Annotated in this window: 13 protein-coding genes and 1 riboswitch; of the genes, 9 read left to right on the forward strand and 4 right to left on the reverse strand. The window is 51.5% G+C overall.

Annotated features, from left to right (window positions below):
* The first annotated feature begins 54 nt into the window (after window positions 1-54).
* Window positions 55-1,239 (forward strand): NAD(P)/FAD-dependent oxidoreductase, encoded by a 1,185-nt coding sequence (locus tag O4H47_RS08430; protein ID WP_269393512.1) that lies wholly within the window; start codon window positions 55-57, stop codon window positions 1,237-1,239.
* A gap of 173 nt (window positions 1,240-1,412) precedes the next feature.
* On the opposite strand, the gene O4H47_RS08435 is transcribed toward O4H47_RS08430, so the two are convergent.
* Genes O4H47_RS08435 through O4H47_RS08445 form a run of 3 tightly spaced genes read right to left on the reverse strand, consistent with a single transcriptional unit; the run spans window position 1,413 to window position 7,188 of the window.
* Window positions 1,413-4,781 (reverse strand): error-prone DNA polymerase, encoded by a 3,369-nt coding sequence (locus O4H47_RS08435; RefSeq protein WP_269393513.1) that lies wholly within the window; start codon window positions 4,779-4,781, stop codon window positions 1,413-1,415.
* A 12-nt stretch (window positions 4,782-4,793) separates the two neighbouring features.
* Window positions 4,794-6,401 carry a Y-family DNA polymerase gene (locus O4H47_RS08440; protein WP_269393514.1) on the reverse strand — a complete coding sequence of 536 codons (1,608 nt, stop codon included), beginning with the start codon at window positions 6,399-6,401 and terminating at the stop codon, window positions 4,794-4,796.
* Window positions 6,283-7,188 (reverse strand): ImuA family protein, encoded by a 906-nt coding sequence (locus O4H47_RS08445; protein ID WP_269393515.1) that lies wholly within the window; start codon window positions 7,186-7,188, stop codon window positions 6,283-6,285. The genes O4H47_RS08440 and O4H47_RS08445 overlap by 119 nt, the downstream gene beginning before the upstream one ends.
* A gap of 298 nt (window positions 7,189-7,486) precedes the next feature.
* On the opposite strand from O4H47_RS08445, the gene O4H47_RS08450 reads away from it, so the two are divergent.
* The gene (locus tag O4H47_RS08450; RefSeq protein ID WP_269393516.1) at window positions 7,487-8,332 is read left to right on the forward strand and encodes a hypothetical protein; all 846 of its coding nucleotides are present in this window, start codon (window positions 7,487-7,489) and stop codon (window positions 8,330-8,332) included.
* Here the strand turns inward: O4H47_RS08450 and O4H47_RS08455 are convergent.
* Window positions 8,329-9,210 (reverse strand): sigma-70 family RNA polymerase sigma factor, encoded by an 882-nt coding sequence (locus tag O4H47_RS08455; protein WP_269393517.1) that lies wholly within the window; start codon window positions 9,208-9,210, stop codon window positions 8,329-8,331. The two genes, O4H47_RS08450 and O4H47_RS08455, sit on opposite strands and share 4 nt — an antisense overlap.
* Before the next feature lie 107 nt (window positions 9,211-9,317).
* Between O4H47_RS08455 and O4H47_RS08460 the strand changes: the two genes are divergently transcribed.
* From O4H47_RS08460 to thiS, 7 genes are all read left to right on the forward strand, one after another.
* Entirely contained in the window at window positions 9,318-9,707 is a 390-nt protein-coding gene (locus O4H47_RS08460; protein ID WP_269393518.1) for a hypothetical protein, read from the forward strand.
* Window positions 9,700-10,236, forward strand: a complete 537-nt coding sequence (locus O4H47_RS08465; RefSeq protein ID WP_269393519.1) for a hypothetical protein — start codon at window positions 9,700-9,702, stop codon at window positions 10,234-10,236. The genes O4H47_RS08460 and O4H47_RS08465 overlap by 8 nt, the downstream gene beginning before the upstream one ends.
* 61 nt (window positions 10,237-10,297) lie before the next feature.
* On the forward strand, window positions 10,298-11,089 hold the full coding sequence (locus tag O4H47_RS08470) for a DUF2189 domain-containing protein (protein WP_269393520.1): 792 nt from the start codon (window positions 10,298-10,300) through the stop codon (window positions 11,087-11,089).
* A 191-nt stretch (window positions 11,090-11,280) separates the two neighbouring features.
* Window positions 11,281-11,973, forward strand: coding sequence for a CBS domain-containing protein (locus O4H47_RS08475; protein WP_269393521.1), 693 nt, complete (start codon window positions 11,281-11,283; stop codon window positions 11,971-11,973).
* 214 nt (window positions 11,974-12,187) lie between these two features.
* A riboswitch (TPP riboswitch) is annotated at window positions 12,188-12,312 on the forward strand.
* Between the two features lie 98 nt (window positions 12,313-12,410).
* The gene (gene thiC / locus O4H47_RS08480; RefSeq protein WP_269393522.1) at window positions 12,411-14,228 is read left to right on the forward strand and encodes a phosphomethylpyrimidine synthase ThiC; all 1,818 of its coding nucleotides are present in this window, start codon (window positions 12,411-12,413) and stop codon (window positions 14,226-14,228) included.
* A 4-nt stretch (window positions 14,229-14,232) separates the two neighbouring features.
* On the forward strand, window positions 14,233-15,240 hold the full coding sequence (gene thiO, locus O4H47_RS08485; protein WP_269393523.1) for a glycine oxidase ThiO: 1,008 nt from the start codon (window positions 14,233-14,235) through the stop codon (window positions 15,238-15,240).
* Window positions 15,209-15,406 carry a sulfur carrier protein ThiS gene (thiS, locus tag O4H47_RS08490; protein WP_269393524.1) on the forward strand — a complete coding sequence of 66 codons (198 nt, stop codon included), beginning with the start codon at window positions 15,209-15,211 and terminating at the stop codon, window positions 15,404-15,406. The genes thiO and thiS overlap by 32 nt, the downstream gene beginning before the upstream one ends.
* Window position 15,407: the final 1 nt, after the last annotated feature.

Consider the following 15,407-nt stretch of genomic DNA (forward strand, 5'->3'; position numbering starts at 1 on the left):
ATTGACATTTAGTTGAACCCATCGCATGACCAATGCGACCAAAAGGGAAAACCCATGAAAAAGCATGATGTAGTTGTAATTGGTGGCGGTGCTGCTGGGTTAATGTGCGCCATTGAAGCGGGCAAGCGCGGGCGCGACGTTTTGGTGGTGGACCATGCAAAGAAGCCGTGTGAGAAAATCCGGATTTCGGGCGGCGGGCGCTGCAATTTCACCAATGTGCACACCAGCTTTAAGCAGTTCTTGAGCGAAAATCCGCGCTTTGCGATTTCGCCGCTTAAACGCTACAGCCAACATGATTTTATTTCGCGGGTTAAAAAGCAGGGCATCGCGTTTCACGAGAAAACTCTTGGCCAATTGTTTTGCGATGAGAGTTCACAGCAAATCATCGATATGCTTTTGGATGACATGCGCGCCGCTGGCGGACGTTTACGGATGCGGGCCGAGGTGAGCCATATCGCCAAAATGGATAATCAATTTCACCTCACCATTGATGGTGAGCATATGCGCGCGGATCAGGTGGTAATTGCAACGGGTGGTAAGTCGATCCCTAAGATGGGGGCGACGGGTTTTGGCTATGAAGTGGCGAAGCATTTTGGCTTAGACCTTGTTGAAACGCGTCCCGCTTTGGTGCCGCTGACGTTTGATCAGTCCATGCTTGAAACCATGAAGGAACTATCGGGCATTTCGGTGGATGATGCGGTGGTGAAACATGGCAAAAAGACCAAGTTTTCTGAAGCCATGTTGTTTACGCATCGCGGGTTGAGCGGCCCATCGATCTTGCAGATCTCGTCCTTTTGGCGCGAAGGCGATGAGATTGAAATTGCCATGTTGCCGGAGATGGATGTGTTTTCCTCTTTAAAGCAAGCGCGGCAGGAAAATGGCAAACAGGAAATCCAAACGTGTTTGGCGCAATGGTTGCCCAAAAAGCTTGTGGCGTTTGTGCTCGCTCAATCTGGCGTGCAGGGGCGTTTGGCGGATTTGGGTGACAAGAAACTCACACTTGTGGCTGATCAGATCAACGCGTGGCGGATTAAGCCAACAGGGTCTGAAGGATATCGCACCGCTGAGGTGACGCTCGGGGGTGTTTCAACAGATGAGTTGGACAATAAAACCATGGAAGCTAAAAAAGTGCCCGGACTTTATTTCGTTGGTGAAGTGGTGGATATGACCGGATGGCTTGGGGGTTATAATTTCCAGTGGGCTTGGTCTTCTGGTTGGGTTGCGGGGAATAGTGTTTAACATATTCGCGCCGCCGTTGGTCGCGTTGCTCCCGACCCCGGCACCCCAGCCATTGGTGCCCAAGGGCTAGCGCCAATCTCTGCCCTCATCCTGAGCCTGTCGAAGGATGGAATGCCGTACCCTCGTGGTTCGTCAAGCTCACCATGAGGGTTTTGACGTGCTGTGTGTTTGCGCTAATGAAAATCCCTCGACTTCGGGATCACGCGCACGTTGCGCGGATGGCGGGGCGAGGTGTCGGGTTTGATGCGGGCATCATAATCCACATTGGAAACCACTTCGTCGGCAGGGGTATGCACGTTGCGCATGTGTTGGTCGGATAGGTTTTCGAGCCAATGGGTGCGGTCCACCAGTTTGCGCACCACCAAGTGCATCACATTATCCTCGGTTTGCACCTGCCCATGCACTTCAGCAAATTTGGCAGTCATCACCACTTTTCGATATTGCTCGAGCACCTTGCTCCACACGATTAAGTTGGTGACCCCGGTTTCATCCTCAAGCGTGATGAACACCACCCCGTTGGCCGTGCCGGGGCGTTGGCGCACCAAAATAATCCCCGCCGTGCTGGCCCAGCGGTTGTTGGGTAGTTTTTTGATCTCATCTGCGGTGGTGATCCGGCGTTTTGCAAGGCTTTCACGCAAGAACGACATGGGGTGGGCTTTTAGGGAAAAGCGCAAAGATTGGTAATCTGCAATCACATGTTCAGACAGGCGCATTTTTGGCAATTGGGTTTGTTGCTCTTCGCCTTGCTCTGCCTGACTGGCCTGATCGAACAAGGGCAAGGGTTTGGCGCGGGTGAGGGCGCGGGCGTCCCATTTGGCTTGGCGGCGGTCCAGTCCGATAGAGCGAAAGGCGTCGGCTTCGGCCAATTTTTCCACGTCAAAAATACGCAAGTCGGCGCGTTTATGTAAATCTTGCACCGAGGTGAACTTGCGCTGGTTGCGGGCAGCAATCAACTGTTCAGCATAGCGTTTGTGCAAGCCATCCACTTGGCGTAATCCGATGCGCAAGGCCCATTTTTTCTTTGGGTAAAGCGCTGCCCACAGCAGTGATTTTTTATCTATAGCCTGTCCTGGCGGGGGATTGCGCAGAGTTTTTGGGTCTGGCGGCGTAGGCGTATATTCCGTCTGAGGTGCGGGTTCTAGCGTATAGTCCCATTGGGAGTGGTTGATGTCGACGGGCAAGATTTGAATATTGTGCTCGGCGGCATCGCGGATGATTTGCGCGGGCGCGTAAAACCCCATGGGCTGTGAGTTCAATAAAGCGGCGGCGAAAACGTCCGGGTGATAATGTTTAAGCCAGCACGACACATAAACCAGCAATGAAAAGCTGGCCGAGTGACTTTCGGGGAAACCATATTCAGAAAAGCCCTTGATCTGATTAAAGCAACGTTGGGCAAAATCCTCATCATAACCGCGCACCACCATGCGTTTGACCATGCGCTCTTCTAATGTGTGGATGGTGCCCGAGCGCCGAAATGTTGCCATGGCGTGACGCAATTCGTCCAATTCTTTGGGGGTAAATTTGGCGGCGTCCATGGCGATGCGCATGGCTTGTTCTTGAAACAAAGGCACGCCTAAAGTTTTGCCTAAAATTTGCTCCAGCTCATCTGGTGGGCCGGATTTTGGGTCCGGGGACGGATATTCCACTGCTTCCAAGCCTTTGCGGCGACGCAAATAGGGGTGCACCATATCCCCTTGGATGGGCCCGGGGCGCACGATGGCGACTTCGATCACCAGGTCGTAAAAGCGGCGTGGCAAGAGGCGCGGCAACATACTCATCTGCGCGCGGCTTTCGATTTGAAAAACCCCAAGCGTATCGGCGCGACAAATCATGTCGTAAACGGGCATATCATTATGCTCAATCGAAGCCAAAGTATGGTCGATATTGTAATGGGTACGCAGCATATCAAAGGCTTTGCGGATGCAGGTGAGCATGCCAAGCGCCAAAATGTCGACCTTTAGAATACCCAAGGTTTCAATGTCGTCCTTGTCCCACTCGATGAAGGTGCGGTCGTCCATTGCCGCATTGCCGATGGGCACGGTTTCGATGAGGGGACGTTCGGTCAGGACGAACCCGCCCACATGCTGGGAGAGATGGCGGGGGAAGCCGATCAATTCGCGGGTCAATTCAATCACGCGCAGCAAATAGGGGTCTTCAAAATCTAAACCAGATTGATCGATATGTTTATCTGGGTTCGCGCCCCACGACCCCCAAACAGTTGAAGACATGGCGGAGGTGACATCTTCGGTCAGCCCCATCACTTTGCCCACTTCGCGTATGGCGGAACGAGAGCGATAAGTGATCACTGTGGCGGTCAGCCCGGCGCGGTGGCGGCCAAAGCGCTCATAGATATATTGAATGACCTCTTCACGGCGTTCATGTTCAAAATCCACATCGATATCGGGCGGCTCGTTGCGGTTTTCGGTGATGAAGCGCTCGAACAAAAGGTCAAGTTCGTTGGGATCGACTGAGGTGATGCCAAGGCAATAACACACGGTGGAATTGGCAGCAGAACCACGCCCTTGGCATAAGATCTCATCGAACCGACCTTTATCGGGTTGTGGGGTGCGGGCATATTTGACGATGTCATAAACGGTGAGAAAATAGGGCGCATATTCTTTATGCGCGATCAGCTTAAATTCTTTTTGAATGTTGGCTTTGATCTTATCGGGAATGCCATCCGGGTAGCGCCAATTAGCGCCTTCCCAGGTAATCTCTTCTAAATATTCTTGCGCGGTTTTGCCTTTGGGTACGGTTTCTTCTGGGTACTCATATTTCAATTCTTTGAGGTTGAAGGTGCAGGCGTGGGTGATCTCGAGCGTGGCGCCGAGCGCGTGTTCAAACCCTTCAAAGAGACGCGCCATTTCTTCGGGGCGTTTGAGGTGACGTTCGGCGTTGGCGGCGAGCAAAAAACCGGCTTTATCGATGGTGGTTTTTTCGCGAATGCAGGTGATGACGTCTTGCAAAGGGCGGCGGGATTTGTCGTGGTAAAGCACATTGTTGGTGGCCAAAAGCCGGGTGCTCAATTGGGTTGATAGGGAATTGAGCATAGCGATATGAGCGCGGTCATTGCCCTGATAAAGTGCACTGGCTGCCAAATAGACAGGCTTGGGCAAGGACTTGGCCATGCGGCCTAATTGTTGAATGTCCGCTGGGGTGATTTCTTCAGGCGGGATGAGGGCAAAAATACTGTCGCGGCAATGGTCGATAACGTCTTGGAGCTGTAAATGGCACTCGCCTTTTTCGGCGCGCATTTTACCGATGGAAAGCATGGTGCAAAGCCGCCCAAAAGCATCACGGGTTTTGGGGTAAGCGAGTAGGCTATAATTGTCATCAAGATCGATGCGCAGGCCAATCACCAATTTGAAATCCTCAATATGGCGGGCTTCGCGGTGGGCACGCACAATGCCGGCGAATGAATTGCGGTCGGTAATGGCGATGGCGGTTAAGGCTTTCATATAGCCGGTGGCCACCAGTTCGCCCGGGTGCGATCCGCCGCGTAGGAATGAATAGTTTGAGGTGGTTTGAAGCTCAGCGTACATTGCAGTTCTTCTTCATGCGAATAGTCCGTGCAGGCGCCACGTGGGGGCGCCTTTTTCCATCGGGTCATCATAATGGCCTTCGCGAAAAACCCAGTAGCGCAGGCCCTTATGGTCTTCGACTTCAAAATAGTCACGCACCCGCAACCGATCTGCGAGGTCTGCCCACCATTCAGGTAAAATCCGCTCGGGGCCTTGAGCATAGGTGATATGGCGCAAAACCTTGCGCCATAGAAATTTGATGGGTGGACCTTCGGGGATTTGGGCAATGACCTCTATGGGTTCTGGATGGGCAAAAAGGGTGGCGGGGCGGCGCAAATTGCTTGGCCAATTTTCCCAAGCTTCAGGTTTTAAGGGGTGCACGGCTTTTTGGGATTGCTCGGGTAAATGGCTTTCAAAGGGGGCGAGGCGGTAGACCGCTCCGGGGCCCAAACGGTTGGCCACCCGGTCGAGCAATGGGGAGAGGTTTTCATCTTGGCGCGCACTTTCATGGTGCGCATCAAGCTGGAGCTGCTGGGCAGGCAATTGGTCGATTTTATTGGCGTTAAGCACCAAAGCATCAATGCCAAAACCGGGATCAATAGTGATCAGTTTTTCGTCAAACAGGCGCTTGATATGGGGTTTGGAGCGGCTGGGTTGAGCGAGCCTAATCGGAAAGCTTTTGATTTTCCCGTCGCCAAAAAAACAATCAAGCCGTAGGTGCAACACCCCTTGCTGGAGCTTATCCAAAAGCGCAAAAAGCTGGTCGAGCAGTTCATAAAAACTGCGCTCGATATTGGGCAAATCAATGAATGGGTCAACAGGGGCGGCGGTGAAACGAAAATCGGGTTGATGTTCGGGGGCGGTAAGTGGCTCTTCATATCGACCCACCGCCTGATCGAGCCGTTTTAAAACCGCTTCGCCCTGATCTGGATCGGGAAAACGGCGGGTGAGCGCGGCGCGGGGCAGATCGAACAATTGCCCGATGGTTTTAAGCCCCAATTGAAAAAGCGCATCTGCTTGCTCGGGGGTAAGGCGCAGGGCATGAACGGGCAAAAAGGCCAAACCCTGATGCGGGTTATCTGCTGGTAGAATGGTCTTATTGTTCTTTTCATATTTGGTCAAAGCCCAGGCCGCGCCGATGGTGTCGCCAAGCCCTAAACGGGTTGAATGTCCAAGCTTTTGCAATTGGGTGTGAATTTGATTGAGCATTTGTTTTTCGCCCCCAAATAGATGGTCACACCCGGTGATATCGAGAAAAATTGTGTCCGGCAGGTGCGGCACCACAATGGGGGAAAACCGCAATAGCCATGCGGTACGGCGCATCAGTAATTTTTGATCGGCTTTAGGGTCGTGGTGCAAGGTTTCAAGGTTATGACACACAGCCTTAGCGTCAGCCAAGCGCATGCCGGTGCGCACGCCCGCATGGTTGGCGGCGGGGTTTGCAGCAAAGATTTTGATGCCCTTTGGGGTTTGCTCCAATAGGGCGAGCGGTTTTTTTTGTGGTTTTGCTTTTTGATTGCCTTTAGCTGGCGAAACCGTGTCCGCCCTTTGGTTGGCGGGGTGTGTTTGACGCCACATGAGGCGCAAATTTTCGATTGGCAGCTGCGGGAACCATAAGCAAAGGATACGTCGATGTTTCATATTCTAGGCTCCATGATCCGGTTTGCCCGGTGCGACAGCGCAAAAGGTGGGCGCGTAATTGTCTTGTGCCGGGCGCGCGTTCATCAAATGGGTTTTTGGCGCTGCCTTGGCTTTCAATTTGCCAGCGGGAAAAGGCGGCGCTTGCGCCCTGACAATGGTGTGGGCGGTGTAAAAATAGAGGGGTTGCCCCTTGCTGTGTGGCCAAAGACAAGCGCCGCGTTTGGGTGAAGCTTAAATCTTGAATATGGCCAACCACCGCGGCAAAGCTTTTAGCGCGGGTTGCTTCTTCTAAAACCCATAAAAGCTCTGTGTCATTTTTGGCGGTGACCATGATGAAGCGGTTTGGGTCAAGATTAAACGCCAACAAGCCGGGGGCAAAAAGGCATCCCCCATCATGGATTTGGTGGCGGGTGGTGGCCCATAGGATTGGTGCATCAGATGGGGTGTTTTCACTTTGGGCTTTAAGCGCGAGCAGTAAAAAACCAATGCTGGCCGGATCACCATAGGTTTTGGCGTGTACCTCGTGCAACACGGGTTCGGCCAAAATATCAGAGGTGAGGGGGGGCACCAATTGGGGTAATTGAGCGGCCACCAAGCCCTGCGCCCTTGCGAGCAAGGGGGGCAGTTGGAGCGGCTTTGGTGGCTTGTCGTCATTGGCCGGGGTTAAGAGTTTTGGCGACTGCGTGGGTTGCGTAGACTTGACGCCGTGTTTTTGCACGCCAGATTTCTCGATCCGCTGCAAATGCTGGCGTAAATTGATTAGCTCCTTGTGTTTGTCCTTGTGCATAACCGTCTGGCCTTAAAAGGGTGGTTTGGTCTTATTGTCGGATTTTCGAACTGCAAAGCCGGCATTCATTTTTGCTGGTAATGCTCCATGTCCTTGTTCCGACTCTATAAATTCCAGACTCCCTAAATGTTCATGTTTTGTTCTAGTTGTCAATTTGAATGTGAACAAATGGATGTAACAGCGCGTTGCATTTGGGTGAAAGGTTAGACGCGCGCTCTTATACGTAATTCCTTTCTTGACGCTACAAGCCCGAAACGACAAATTGCACTCGATTTTAAGTCATATTTTTGGAGTTTTTATGCTGAGCATAGAGATCATCAAGCGCAGCTTTTTTGCCACGATCAACAATTTCGACACCATTTACAAAATATCGGCTTTTTGGGTGCCGCTGATGGTCATCGCAGGCCTACCTTTGATCACAGCTGGATCGACAAACGATGTTTACACGGGCGCGGCCATGCCGTGGATCATGAGCCAAAGTTGGCCGATTTGGTTGCCACTTGGTGCGCTGATGATTTTTGTCACAATTGTTGGGGCAGCAATTGTTGCGATAGCATGGCATCGGTTCTTGGTACTCGGGGAAGTGCCTAAAAAGGTTATCGTTTGGCCAGAAGGATGGCCCGTGCAGCGCTATTTTTGGACGGGTGTGGTCCTCTTCATCGTCCCTATGATTTTGGCTATACTTGTATCAACATGGGCCGTCGTTAGCAGTGCTGAAAATGGAGCAATACCAACACAACCGCAAACTGGATTTGACGTCTTTTGGCCAACCTTTGCGGGTAATTTTGTCATTTATCTCGTGTTTCTATTTTGGGGGCTCAAGCTCCCAGCTATCGCGCTTGAAAAACCGACGCACCATAAGCCATTGTCATCTTTCAAATTCAGAGACAGCTTCCATTATACACGTCAGCATTTTGTCCAAATACTCATCCTAGCTCTCGCGTTTTCCTTCATCCTGACTTTGATTAATTCACTACAGGCCGTAATTTTTGGAGCAAGTTTAATCACGGACCTTAAAACGGCCTTGGGTGCCATATTGTCCACGTTACTCAGTTATCTCTTGATGTTCTTTACGGTTGGTCTTTTGTCAGAGTTGTACAAAGCTTTGGTGCAAGAAAAGCAAATGCAAGAGGTGCAGGCCTAGTCAAACACCACATGACCTAGTTTTTCTGGATTGCGGATAATGTAGAGCTGTTTGATTTGGCCGTCTGTCGTCCAGGCTATCGACCAAGCTTGTACGTCGTTTTTATCTTCGCGGATCAATATTCCAGGGGTGCCGTTAATGGTGATCAATTTAATATCACTAGGATTGGGACGACCAAATTTTTCACCAAGGCCGAAAAAGAAACGCATGATTTTCTCCCGGCCATAAATAGGCAAAAGCGTGGCGGATTTGACGCCACCGCCATCGGTGACCAACACTGCATCTTCAGCGATAAAGTCCACAAATTCACTCAACTCGCCTGTTTTAAGGGCGGCCAAAAATGACGTCACCAATGGCTCATTCGTTGACATGGGCAAAGCTGCATCCCCTTCGCTGCGCACTTTTTGACGGGCGCGGGAGGCGAGTTTGCGGCAAGAGGCCTCAGTGCGATCCAGTGTTTTAGCGATTTCGTCAAACCCAAGATCAAACACATCATGTAATAAAAAGGCAGCGCGTTCGGGAGCGGATAATTTTTCCAAGGTCAACATCAACGCAAAGGAAATATCGTCTGCCTTTTGTATCATCTCATCGGGGCCAGTGGATTGATCTGCGACCAATGGTTCGGGCAGCCATGCGCCCACATAGGTTTCCCGCTTATGCTTAGCGGATCTAAGCTGATCCAGCGATAAACGGGTAATAATGGTGGTGAGGAAAGCTTGCGGATTATCGACAGCAGTGCCGTCCACCTTGCTCCAGCGCACCCAAGTATCTTGCACCATATCTTCCGCATCTGCCACTGAGCCGAGCATGCGGTAGGCAAGGCCAAAAAGCCGTTTGCGTTCATTTTCGAACATCTCGTCTTGGTCCAAATCTGACATTACGCCCTCCTTCACTAGCAATAAGACGATTGGGCCATAAAAATGTGACCATGCCGGTCACAAATCTACGGGCTGCTGCGTCTAGACTTTAAACGAAGGAGAAAAAGATGGCACGAGCAGTGCAATGGATTTTTGTTGGCTGGTTCCTTTTGCTGGCGGGTTTTATGTTTTTTACCCCCATGGTTTGGTATCAAACAACGCCTGGTGTGGTGCAAACCGGACCGTTTAATATGCATTTCATTATGGATATTGGCTTGGTGTTTTTAATGAGTGGCTTGGCCATGGCATATGGATTGGTGCGGCATGATCAAACCGCCCTAGTGTGCGGTGCTTTGTGGCCGGCTTTACACGCCGCATTTCATATTTTCATTTGGTTTCAACGCGGCATTCCGCTTGATTTTATTGCCGTCAGTAATCTTTTTGGCATTCAGTTGCCCGCTTGGGGCGCGTTGTTGCTTGCCTGTCAGTCCCCTAAAAGGAGCTATCGCCATGCTTAAAACAGTTTTGCACAAAAGTACCGCCAGCTTTGAAAAGCAATATGATTATGACGCGAGCTATATGCATCAAATCATCGACAAATCTAAAGGCGGTGGGTGGCGTTTAGGCTTGTTGCCGATCTTAAGTCTTTATAGGGGCCCAAAGGCCGCAAAAGACGTGTGGGCAGGCGCGGCGCTGGCTTCAACACTTGATGCTGATTGTGGGTCATGTGCGCAATTGATTGTGGATCAAGCGATTGAAATTGGGGTGGATCCCAAGGAGCTTGAACAATGTGCAAAAGGCCATGCCGAAACACCAAGCGATTGCGGTTTGGGTTATTTATTTGCGCAAAGCGCAATTGCTGGTGGGGCGAATACGCTTGAGTTGCGGGCTGAAATTGTCCGGCGGTATGGGGAAGAAGCGGCAGTGGCCGCCAGCTTTGCCGCGGCTTGTGGGCGGATATATCCAGTGCTCAAACGCGCAACGGGTGATGTTGCGGCCTGCGCAATATTGCGTTTTGGCCCCGAAACTCAAATCGCGGCTCAGTAGTTTAATCCATTGCCCCTCCCTCAAATTTTGCTATTCTCAAATTACCTTGAGGGGGGAATTTATGAGCGATCAGGGACTAGAGGCCTATCAGCCACCAAAACTGCCAAGCGTAAGAACCATTCATTTTTCAGATGTGCGCGCAGCATTGCTTGCTGGTTGGCAAGACTTTAAAAAAGCGCCCCTATTGGGGCTGTTTTTTGGCGGGTTTTATGCCGTTGGCGGACTGGCGATTTGGGCCGGTTTGATGGTTTACAACATGCCTTGGATGATTATTCCGTTGGCCATCGGCTTTCCCCTGGTTGGGCCATTTGTGGCGGTTGGTACTTATGAAGTGAGCCGCAGGCTGCTCGCCGGTGAGCCTTTGGCTTGGCGTCAGATATTCTTTTTGATTCTCGGACAAAGGGAGCGGCAGCTGGGTTGGATGGCTTTTGTCGTGCTGTTCATCTTTTGGATATGGGTCTATCAAATTCGGTTGGTGATGGCCTTGTTTTTGGGGTTCAAAACATATTCGTCACTTGGCGAGTTTTTGAGCATCGTCACCACAACGCCTGAAGGGCTAGGCTTTCTGGCCGTGGGCACGATAATCGGGGCGTTGATTTCATTTTCGCTATTCGCCGCAACTGTTGTGGCCATGCCTTTGTTGATGGCGAGGGATATCGATTTTGTTTCTGCGATTATTGTAAGTTTCAACGCCGTACGGATCAACTTTTTGCCCATGCTCGGGTTTGCGCTGGTTGTTGGTGGCCTCACCCTTGTTGCCATGTTGCCCGCTTTTATGGGGCTTTTGGTGGTGTTGCCTGTGTTGGGGCATGCCACATGGCATCTTTATACAAAGGTTGTCGTGCACGCGTAGTGGACTGATCTCAGCCCATATCAGCATTTCGAGAAACTGATGAAACCAATTGATTGGGATTGGGGTGGTTGACGCACGTCAAGGCGCGCAACCATCCTTTGAGCTATGGGTGGATTGTTGGGGACTGTGGCGCGCGAGTTGGCTCGAAATACTTGGTGCGCGGTTCCTAAGAAACGAAAGGAAACCAAGCCATGCAAGCTCAAGACATTATGACAGCCAAGGTTATTTCTGTTGCACCATCTTCCACCGTGGAGCAGGTAACTCAGCTAATGATCAAACACCATATTAGCGCTCTGCCCGTGGTGGACGAAGCGGGGATCGTTCAAGGCATCGTTTCTGAAGGCGATTTAATGCGGCGAGTGGAAGGCGCAAATGATCGACCAAAATCTTGGTGGTTGCGTATGGTTTCAAGCCGAGAGGATACTGCCCAAGATTTTGTTGCGCTGCGCGGGCGACACGTTGAAGACGTTATGACGAAAAAGGTCATTTCGGTTGAACCTGATATGCAAGTGGGTGAAGTGGCACGCCTGTTGGCTGAAAAGCACATAAAACGCGTGCCTGTTGTCAAAGATGGCAAATTGCTTGGTATCGTAAGTCGCGCAAATTTGATGCATGCCTTGGCAGCAACGCCAAAAAGAGAAATCAAAAGAGATGCAACCGATCTTGAGAAGCGCTCGATTATCCTTGAGGCTTTGTCTGAAGTGCCAGATTTGAACATCAACCACCTCAACGTCATTGTTGAAGGTAACCAAGTTGATGTTTGGGGTGTTGCGTCGTCGCAAGCTGAAGAAAAAGCGGTCAAAGTTGCCGTGGAAAACATCGCTGGAATAGAAAATGTGACGTACAACTTGGGTCGATTGCCCGGTTATGCTTGGGGGATTTGATCAATTCATCTCTTAGTAGTTGCAGAGCCGAAAAGCCGTCTGGCTACGGCCTTAAAACACTAAGATGGATTGACTTGCAAGGTTCCTTATCTCGTTGATACTTATACCGGTTATTGGTTTCTCGGCGTGATTTCTTCTGCCTGATCTTAGCGCAAAGTCTAAGGGGGGGGTGTGATAAGGCGCTTGACAAGTTTTCAAATCGATATCAGTTTGTGCGCGTAACCAGGGGGGCTCTGACAAGGAGCTGAGAGGTCGCTGGAATGGGTTTCCATTCAGCGCGACGACCCTTTGAACCTGATCCAGTTAACGCTGGCGTAGGGACGGTCATCTTGCGTTTTCCTGTCGCCCCAAATGGGTGAAATCTAAGCCGCAACTGCACTTTCTTGAAGCCTAAGCCGTTGAATTGGGTCCCACTTTTGAAAAAAGGGGCGACCTTAATGAACGCTATTACTCCTCAAATCACCACTGGCCCATTGCCGGCCTCGCGCAAAATTTACAAACCTGGCAAAATTCACCCGGACATTCTGGTGCCCATGCGTGAAATCGCATTGAACCCAAGCGCCAATGAGCCTCCAGTTGTGGTTTACGATAGTTCTGGCCCCTACACAGCAGATGGATTTTCCAACACCATTGAACAGGGTGTGCCCCGATTGCGTGAGAGTTGGATTGAGGCACGCGGTGACGTGCAGACCTATCAGGGGCGCGAGATCACCGCGGCGGATAATGGGTTTGTGTCAGATGCAAAACTGACCCCACAGTTTCCGAACCTGCATCAACCAAAGCGCGCTAAGGATGGCAAAGCGGTCACCCAGTTGGCTTATGCACGCGCTGGTGTGATTACACCAGAAATGGAATTTATTGCCATTCGTGAGAATTTGGGGCGGGCTGAACTCAAAGAAAAACTTAAGCGCGACGGCGAAGATTGGGGCGCATCTATCCCTGATTATGTGACGCCTGAATTTGTGCGCGATGAAGTTGCGGCAGGTCGAGCAGTGATCCCGGCGAACATCAACCACCCCGAAGTTGAGCCGATGATTATTGGGCGCAATTTCCTAGTGAAGATCAACGCCAATATTGGTAATTCGGCGGTCACTTCTTCCATGGAAGAAGAGGTGGACAAAATGGTTTGGGCGATCCGTTGGGGTGGGGACACCGTGATGGATTTGTCCACCGGCCGCAATATTCACAATATCCGCGAGTGGATTATCCGCAATTCACCAGTACCCATTGGCACCGTGCCGATTTATCAGGCGCTCGAAAAGGTCAATGGCATTGCTGAAGACCTGACGTGGGAGGTTTATCGGGACACCTTGATTGAACAGGCTGAGCAAGGGGTGGATTATTTCACCATCCATGCCGGGGTGCGTTTGCACTATGTGCCCTTAACGGCGGAACGCGTGACGGGCATTGTGTCGCGCGGCGGCTCAATCATGGCGAAGTGGTGCGTGCATCACCATAAGGAGAGTTTTCTTTATGAGCATTTTGAAGAGATATGCGATATTTGCCGCAAATATGATGTGTCGTTTTCGTTGGGTGATGGGTTACGCCCGGGCTCAATTGCTGATGCCAATGATGCGGCGCAATTTGCTGAATTGGAAACCCTTGGCGAATTGACCCAAGTGGCATGGGCCAAAGATTGTCAGGTGATGATTGAAGGTCCGGGTCATGTGCCTATGCACAAGATCAAAGAGAATATGGACAAGCAGCTTAAGGTTTGTGGCGAAGCCCCGTTTTATACGCTTGGGCCGCTGACCACCGATATTGCGCCGGGATATGACCATATTACTTCGGGAATTGGTGCGGCGATGATTGGCTGGTTCGGAACCGCCATGCTTTGTTATGTCACCCCGAAGGAGCATTTGGGATTGCCGGATCGTGACGATGTGAAGGTTGGGGTAATCACCTACAAAATTGCAGCCCATGCGGCGGATTTGGCCAAGGGGCACCCCGCGGCCCAAATACGCGACGATGCGTTAAGTCGGGCGCGGTTTGAGTTTCGTTGGGAAGATCAGTTTAACCTCTCGCTTGATCCTGATACGGCGCGGGACTTTCACGATCAAACCTTGCCCAAAGAAGCCCATAAGGTGGCCCATTTTTGTTCCATGTGTGGGCCAAAGTTTTGCTCGATGAAGATCAGCCACGACATTCGATCTGAAGCGAATGAAGAGGGCATGGCGGCCATGGCTGAGAAGTATAAATCGGGTGGCAATTTATATATGACGCCTGAGGAACTTGAAGCGCTCAGCGGGAGCTAGGGCCATGCGGGTCACCATTTTGGGGGCCGGCGTTGCTGGCCTCACCGCCGCCACCGAATTGGTGGCGCGCGGGGTTGATGTTGAGATTGTGGAGCGTGGCGCAGCGCCAGGCGCACAAAGCTGCTCGTGGTACGCGGGGGGCATGTTGGCCCCTGAATGCGAGGCGGATATGGCTGAGCCCATTGTGGTTGAGCTGGGGCGCGAAGCATTGGCCTGGTGGCAAAAATATGTGCCAGACATTGTGCAATGCGGCTCAATTGTTGTCAGCACAGGTCGTGATCGCAACGAATTGAAGCGGTTTGGTGCGCGCACCAAATGCCATCAATGGCTGAAGCAAAAAGAACTGGCAGCGCTGGAACCTGATCTTGGGGAACGTTTTGCTGAAGCGCTTTTCTTCAAAGATGAAGCGCATATGGACCCGCGCGCGGCCCTGTTGGCACTGACCCAACATCTTTGCGAACAAGGGGTGAAATTTCATTATGGGGCAACGCTTGATAATGTGACATCGGGTGGCAAAATCATTGATGCGCGGGGATTGGCGGCACGCGATTGTTTGCCCCAATTGCGTGGCGTGCGCGGTGAAATGCTGGTGGTGAAATGCGATGATGTTCAGTTAAGCCGCCCGGTGCGGCTCGCTCATCCACGTTTCCCCGTTTACATCGTGCCGCGTGGCGAAGGCCTTTATATGATTGGCGCGACGCAGATTGAAAGCGAACGGGGTGGCGGGGTCAGCGCCAAATCGATGGTTGATTTGATCAATGCAGCTTACGCGGTGCACCCCGCTTTTGGGGAGGCAGAAATTGTGGAAACTGGGGCCCAATTGCGCCCCGCGTTCCCAGATAATTTGCCTCGGGTGAATTGGGTCAATGATCGATTGCACATCAACGGACTTTTTCGACATGGATACTTGTTGAGCCCAGCCTGCGCGCGCATGGCGGCGGATATTCTTTGTCGTTCAAATCAACCAGCGGAGTTTATGGATGAAGATCATAATCAATGGGCAACCGCTTGAGGTTGAGGCAAAAAGGCTTGATCAGGCGATGACCGAATTGGGCTTTGCTGAGCAACGGGTCGCCACCGCTTTGAATGGTGAATTTGTTCCCCAAAGGGATTGGCCAAAGACGGCTTTAAGTGCAGGTGATGCGCTTGAGGTGCTTGCGCCCATGCAGGGGGGGTGAG

The organism is Maritalea porphyrae (genome assembly GCF_027213965.1).
GTDB classification, from domain to species: domain Bacteria; phylum Pseudomonadota; class Alphaproteobacteria; order Rhizobiales; family Devosiaceae; genus Maritalea; species Maritalea porphyrae_A.

Coding starts and splice junctions, on each gene's coding strand:
- O4H47_RS08430 (WP_269393512.1), top strand. CDS start 55: ATGAAAAAGCATGATGTAGTTGTAATTGGTGGCGGTGCTGCTGGGTTA.
- O4H47_RS08435 (WP_269393513.1), bottom strand. CDS start 4,781: ATGTACGCTGAGCTTCAAACCACCTCAAACTATTCATTCCTACGCGGC.
- O4H47_RS08440 (WP_269393514.1), bottom strand. CDS start 6,401: ATGAAACATCGACGTATCCTTTGCTTATGGTTCCCGCAGCTGCCAATC.
- O4H47_RS08445 (WP_269393515.1), bottom strand. CDS start 7,188: ATGCACAAGGACAAACACAAGGAGCTAATCAATTTACGCCAGCATTTG.
- O4H47_RS08450 (WP_269393516.1), top strand. CDS start 7,487: ATGCTGAGCATAGAGATCATCAAGCGCAGCTTTTTTGCCACGATCAAC.
- O4H47_RS08455 (WP_269393517.1), bottom strand. CDS start 9,210: ATGTCAGATTTGGACCAAGACGAGATGTTCGAAAATGAACGCAAACGG.
- O4H47_RS08460 (WP_269393518.1), top strand. CDS start 9,318: ATGGCACGAGCAGTGCAATGGATTTTTGTTGGCTGGTTCCTTTTGCTG.
- O4H47_RS08465 (WP_269393519.1), top strand. CDS start 9,700: ATGCTTAAAACAGTTTTGCACAAAAGTACCGCCAGCTTTGAAAAGCAA.
- O4H47_RS08470 (WP_269393520.1), top strand. CDS start 10,298: ATGAGCGATCAGGGACTAGAGGCCTATCAGCCACCAAAACTGCCAAGC.
- O4H47_RS08475 (WP_269393521.1), top strand. CDS start 11,281: ATGCAAGCTCAAGACATTATGACAGCCAAGGTTATTTCTGTTGCACCA.
- thiC (WP_269393522.1), top strand. CDS start 12,411: ATGAACGCTATTACTCCTCAAATCACCACTGGCCCATTGCCGGCCTCG.
- thiO (WP_269393523.1), top strand. CDS start 14,233: ATGCGGGTCACCATTTTGGGGGCCGGCGTTGCTGGCCTCACCGCCGCC.
- thiS (WP_269393524.1), top strand. CDS start 15,209: ATGAAGATCATAATCAATGGGCAACCGCTTGAGGTTGAGGCAAAAAGG.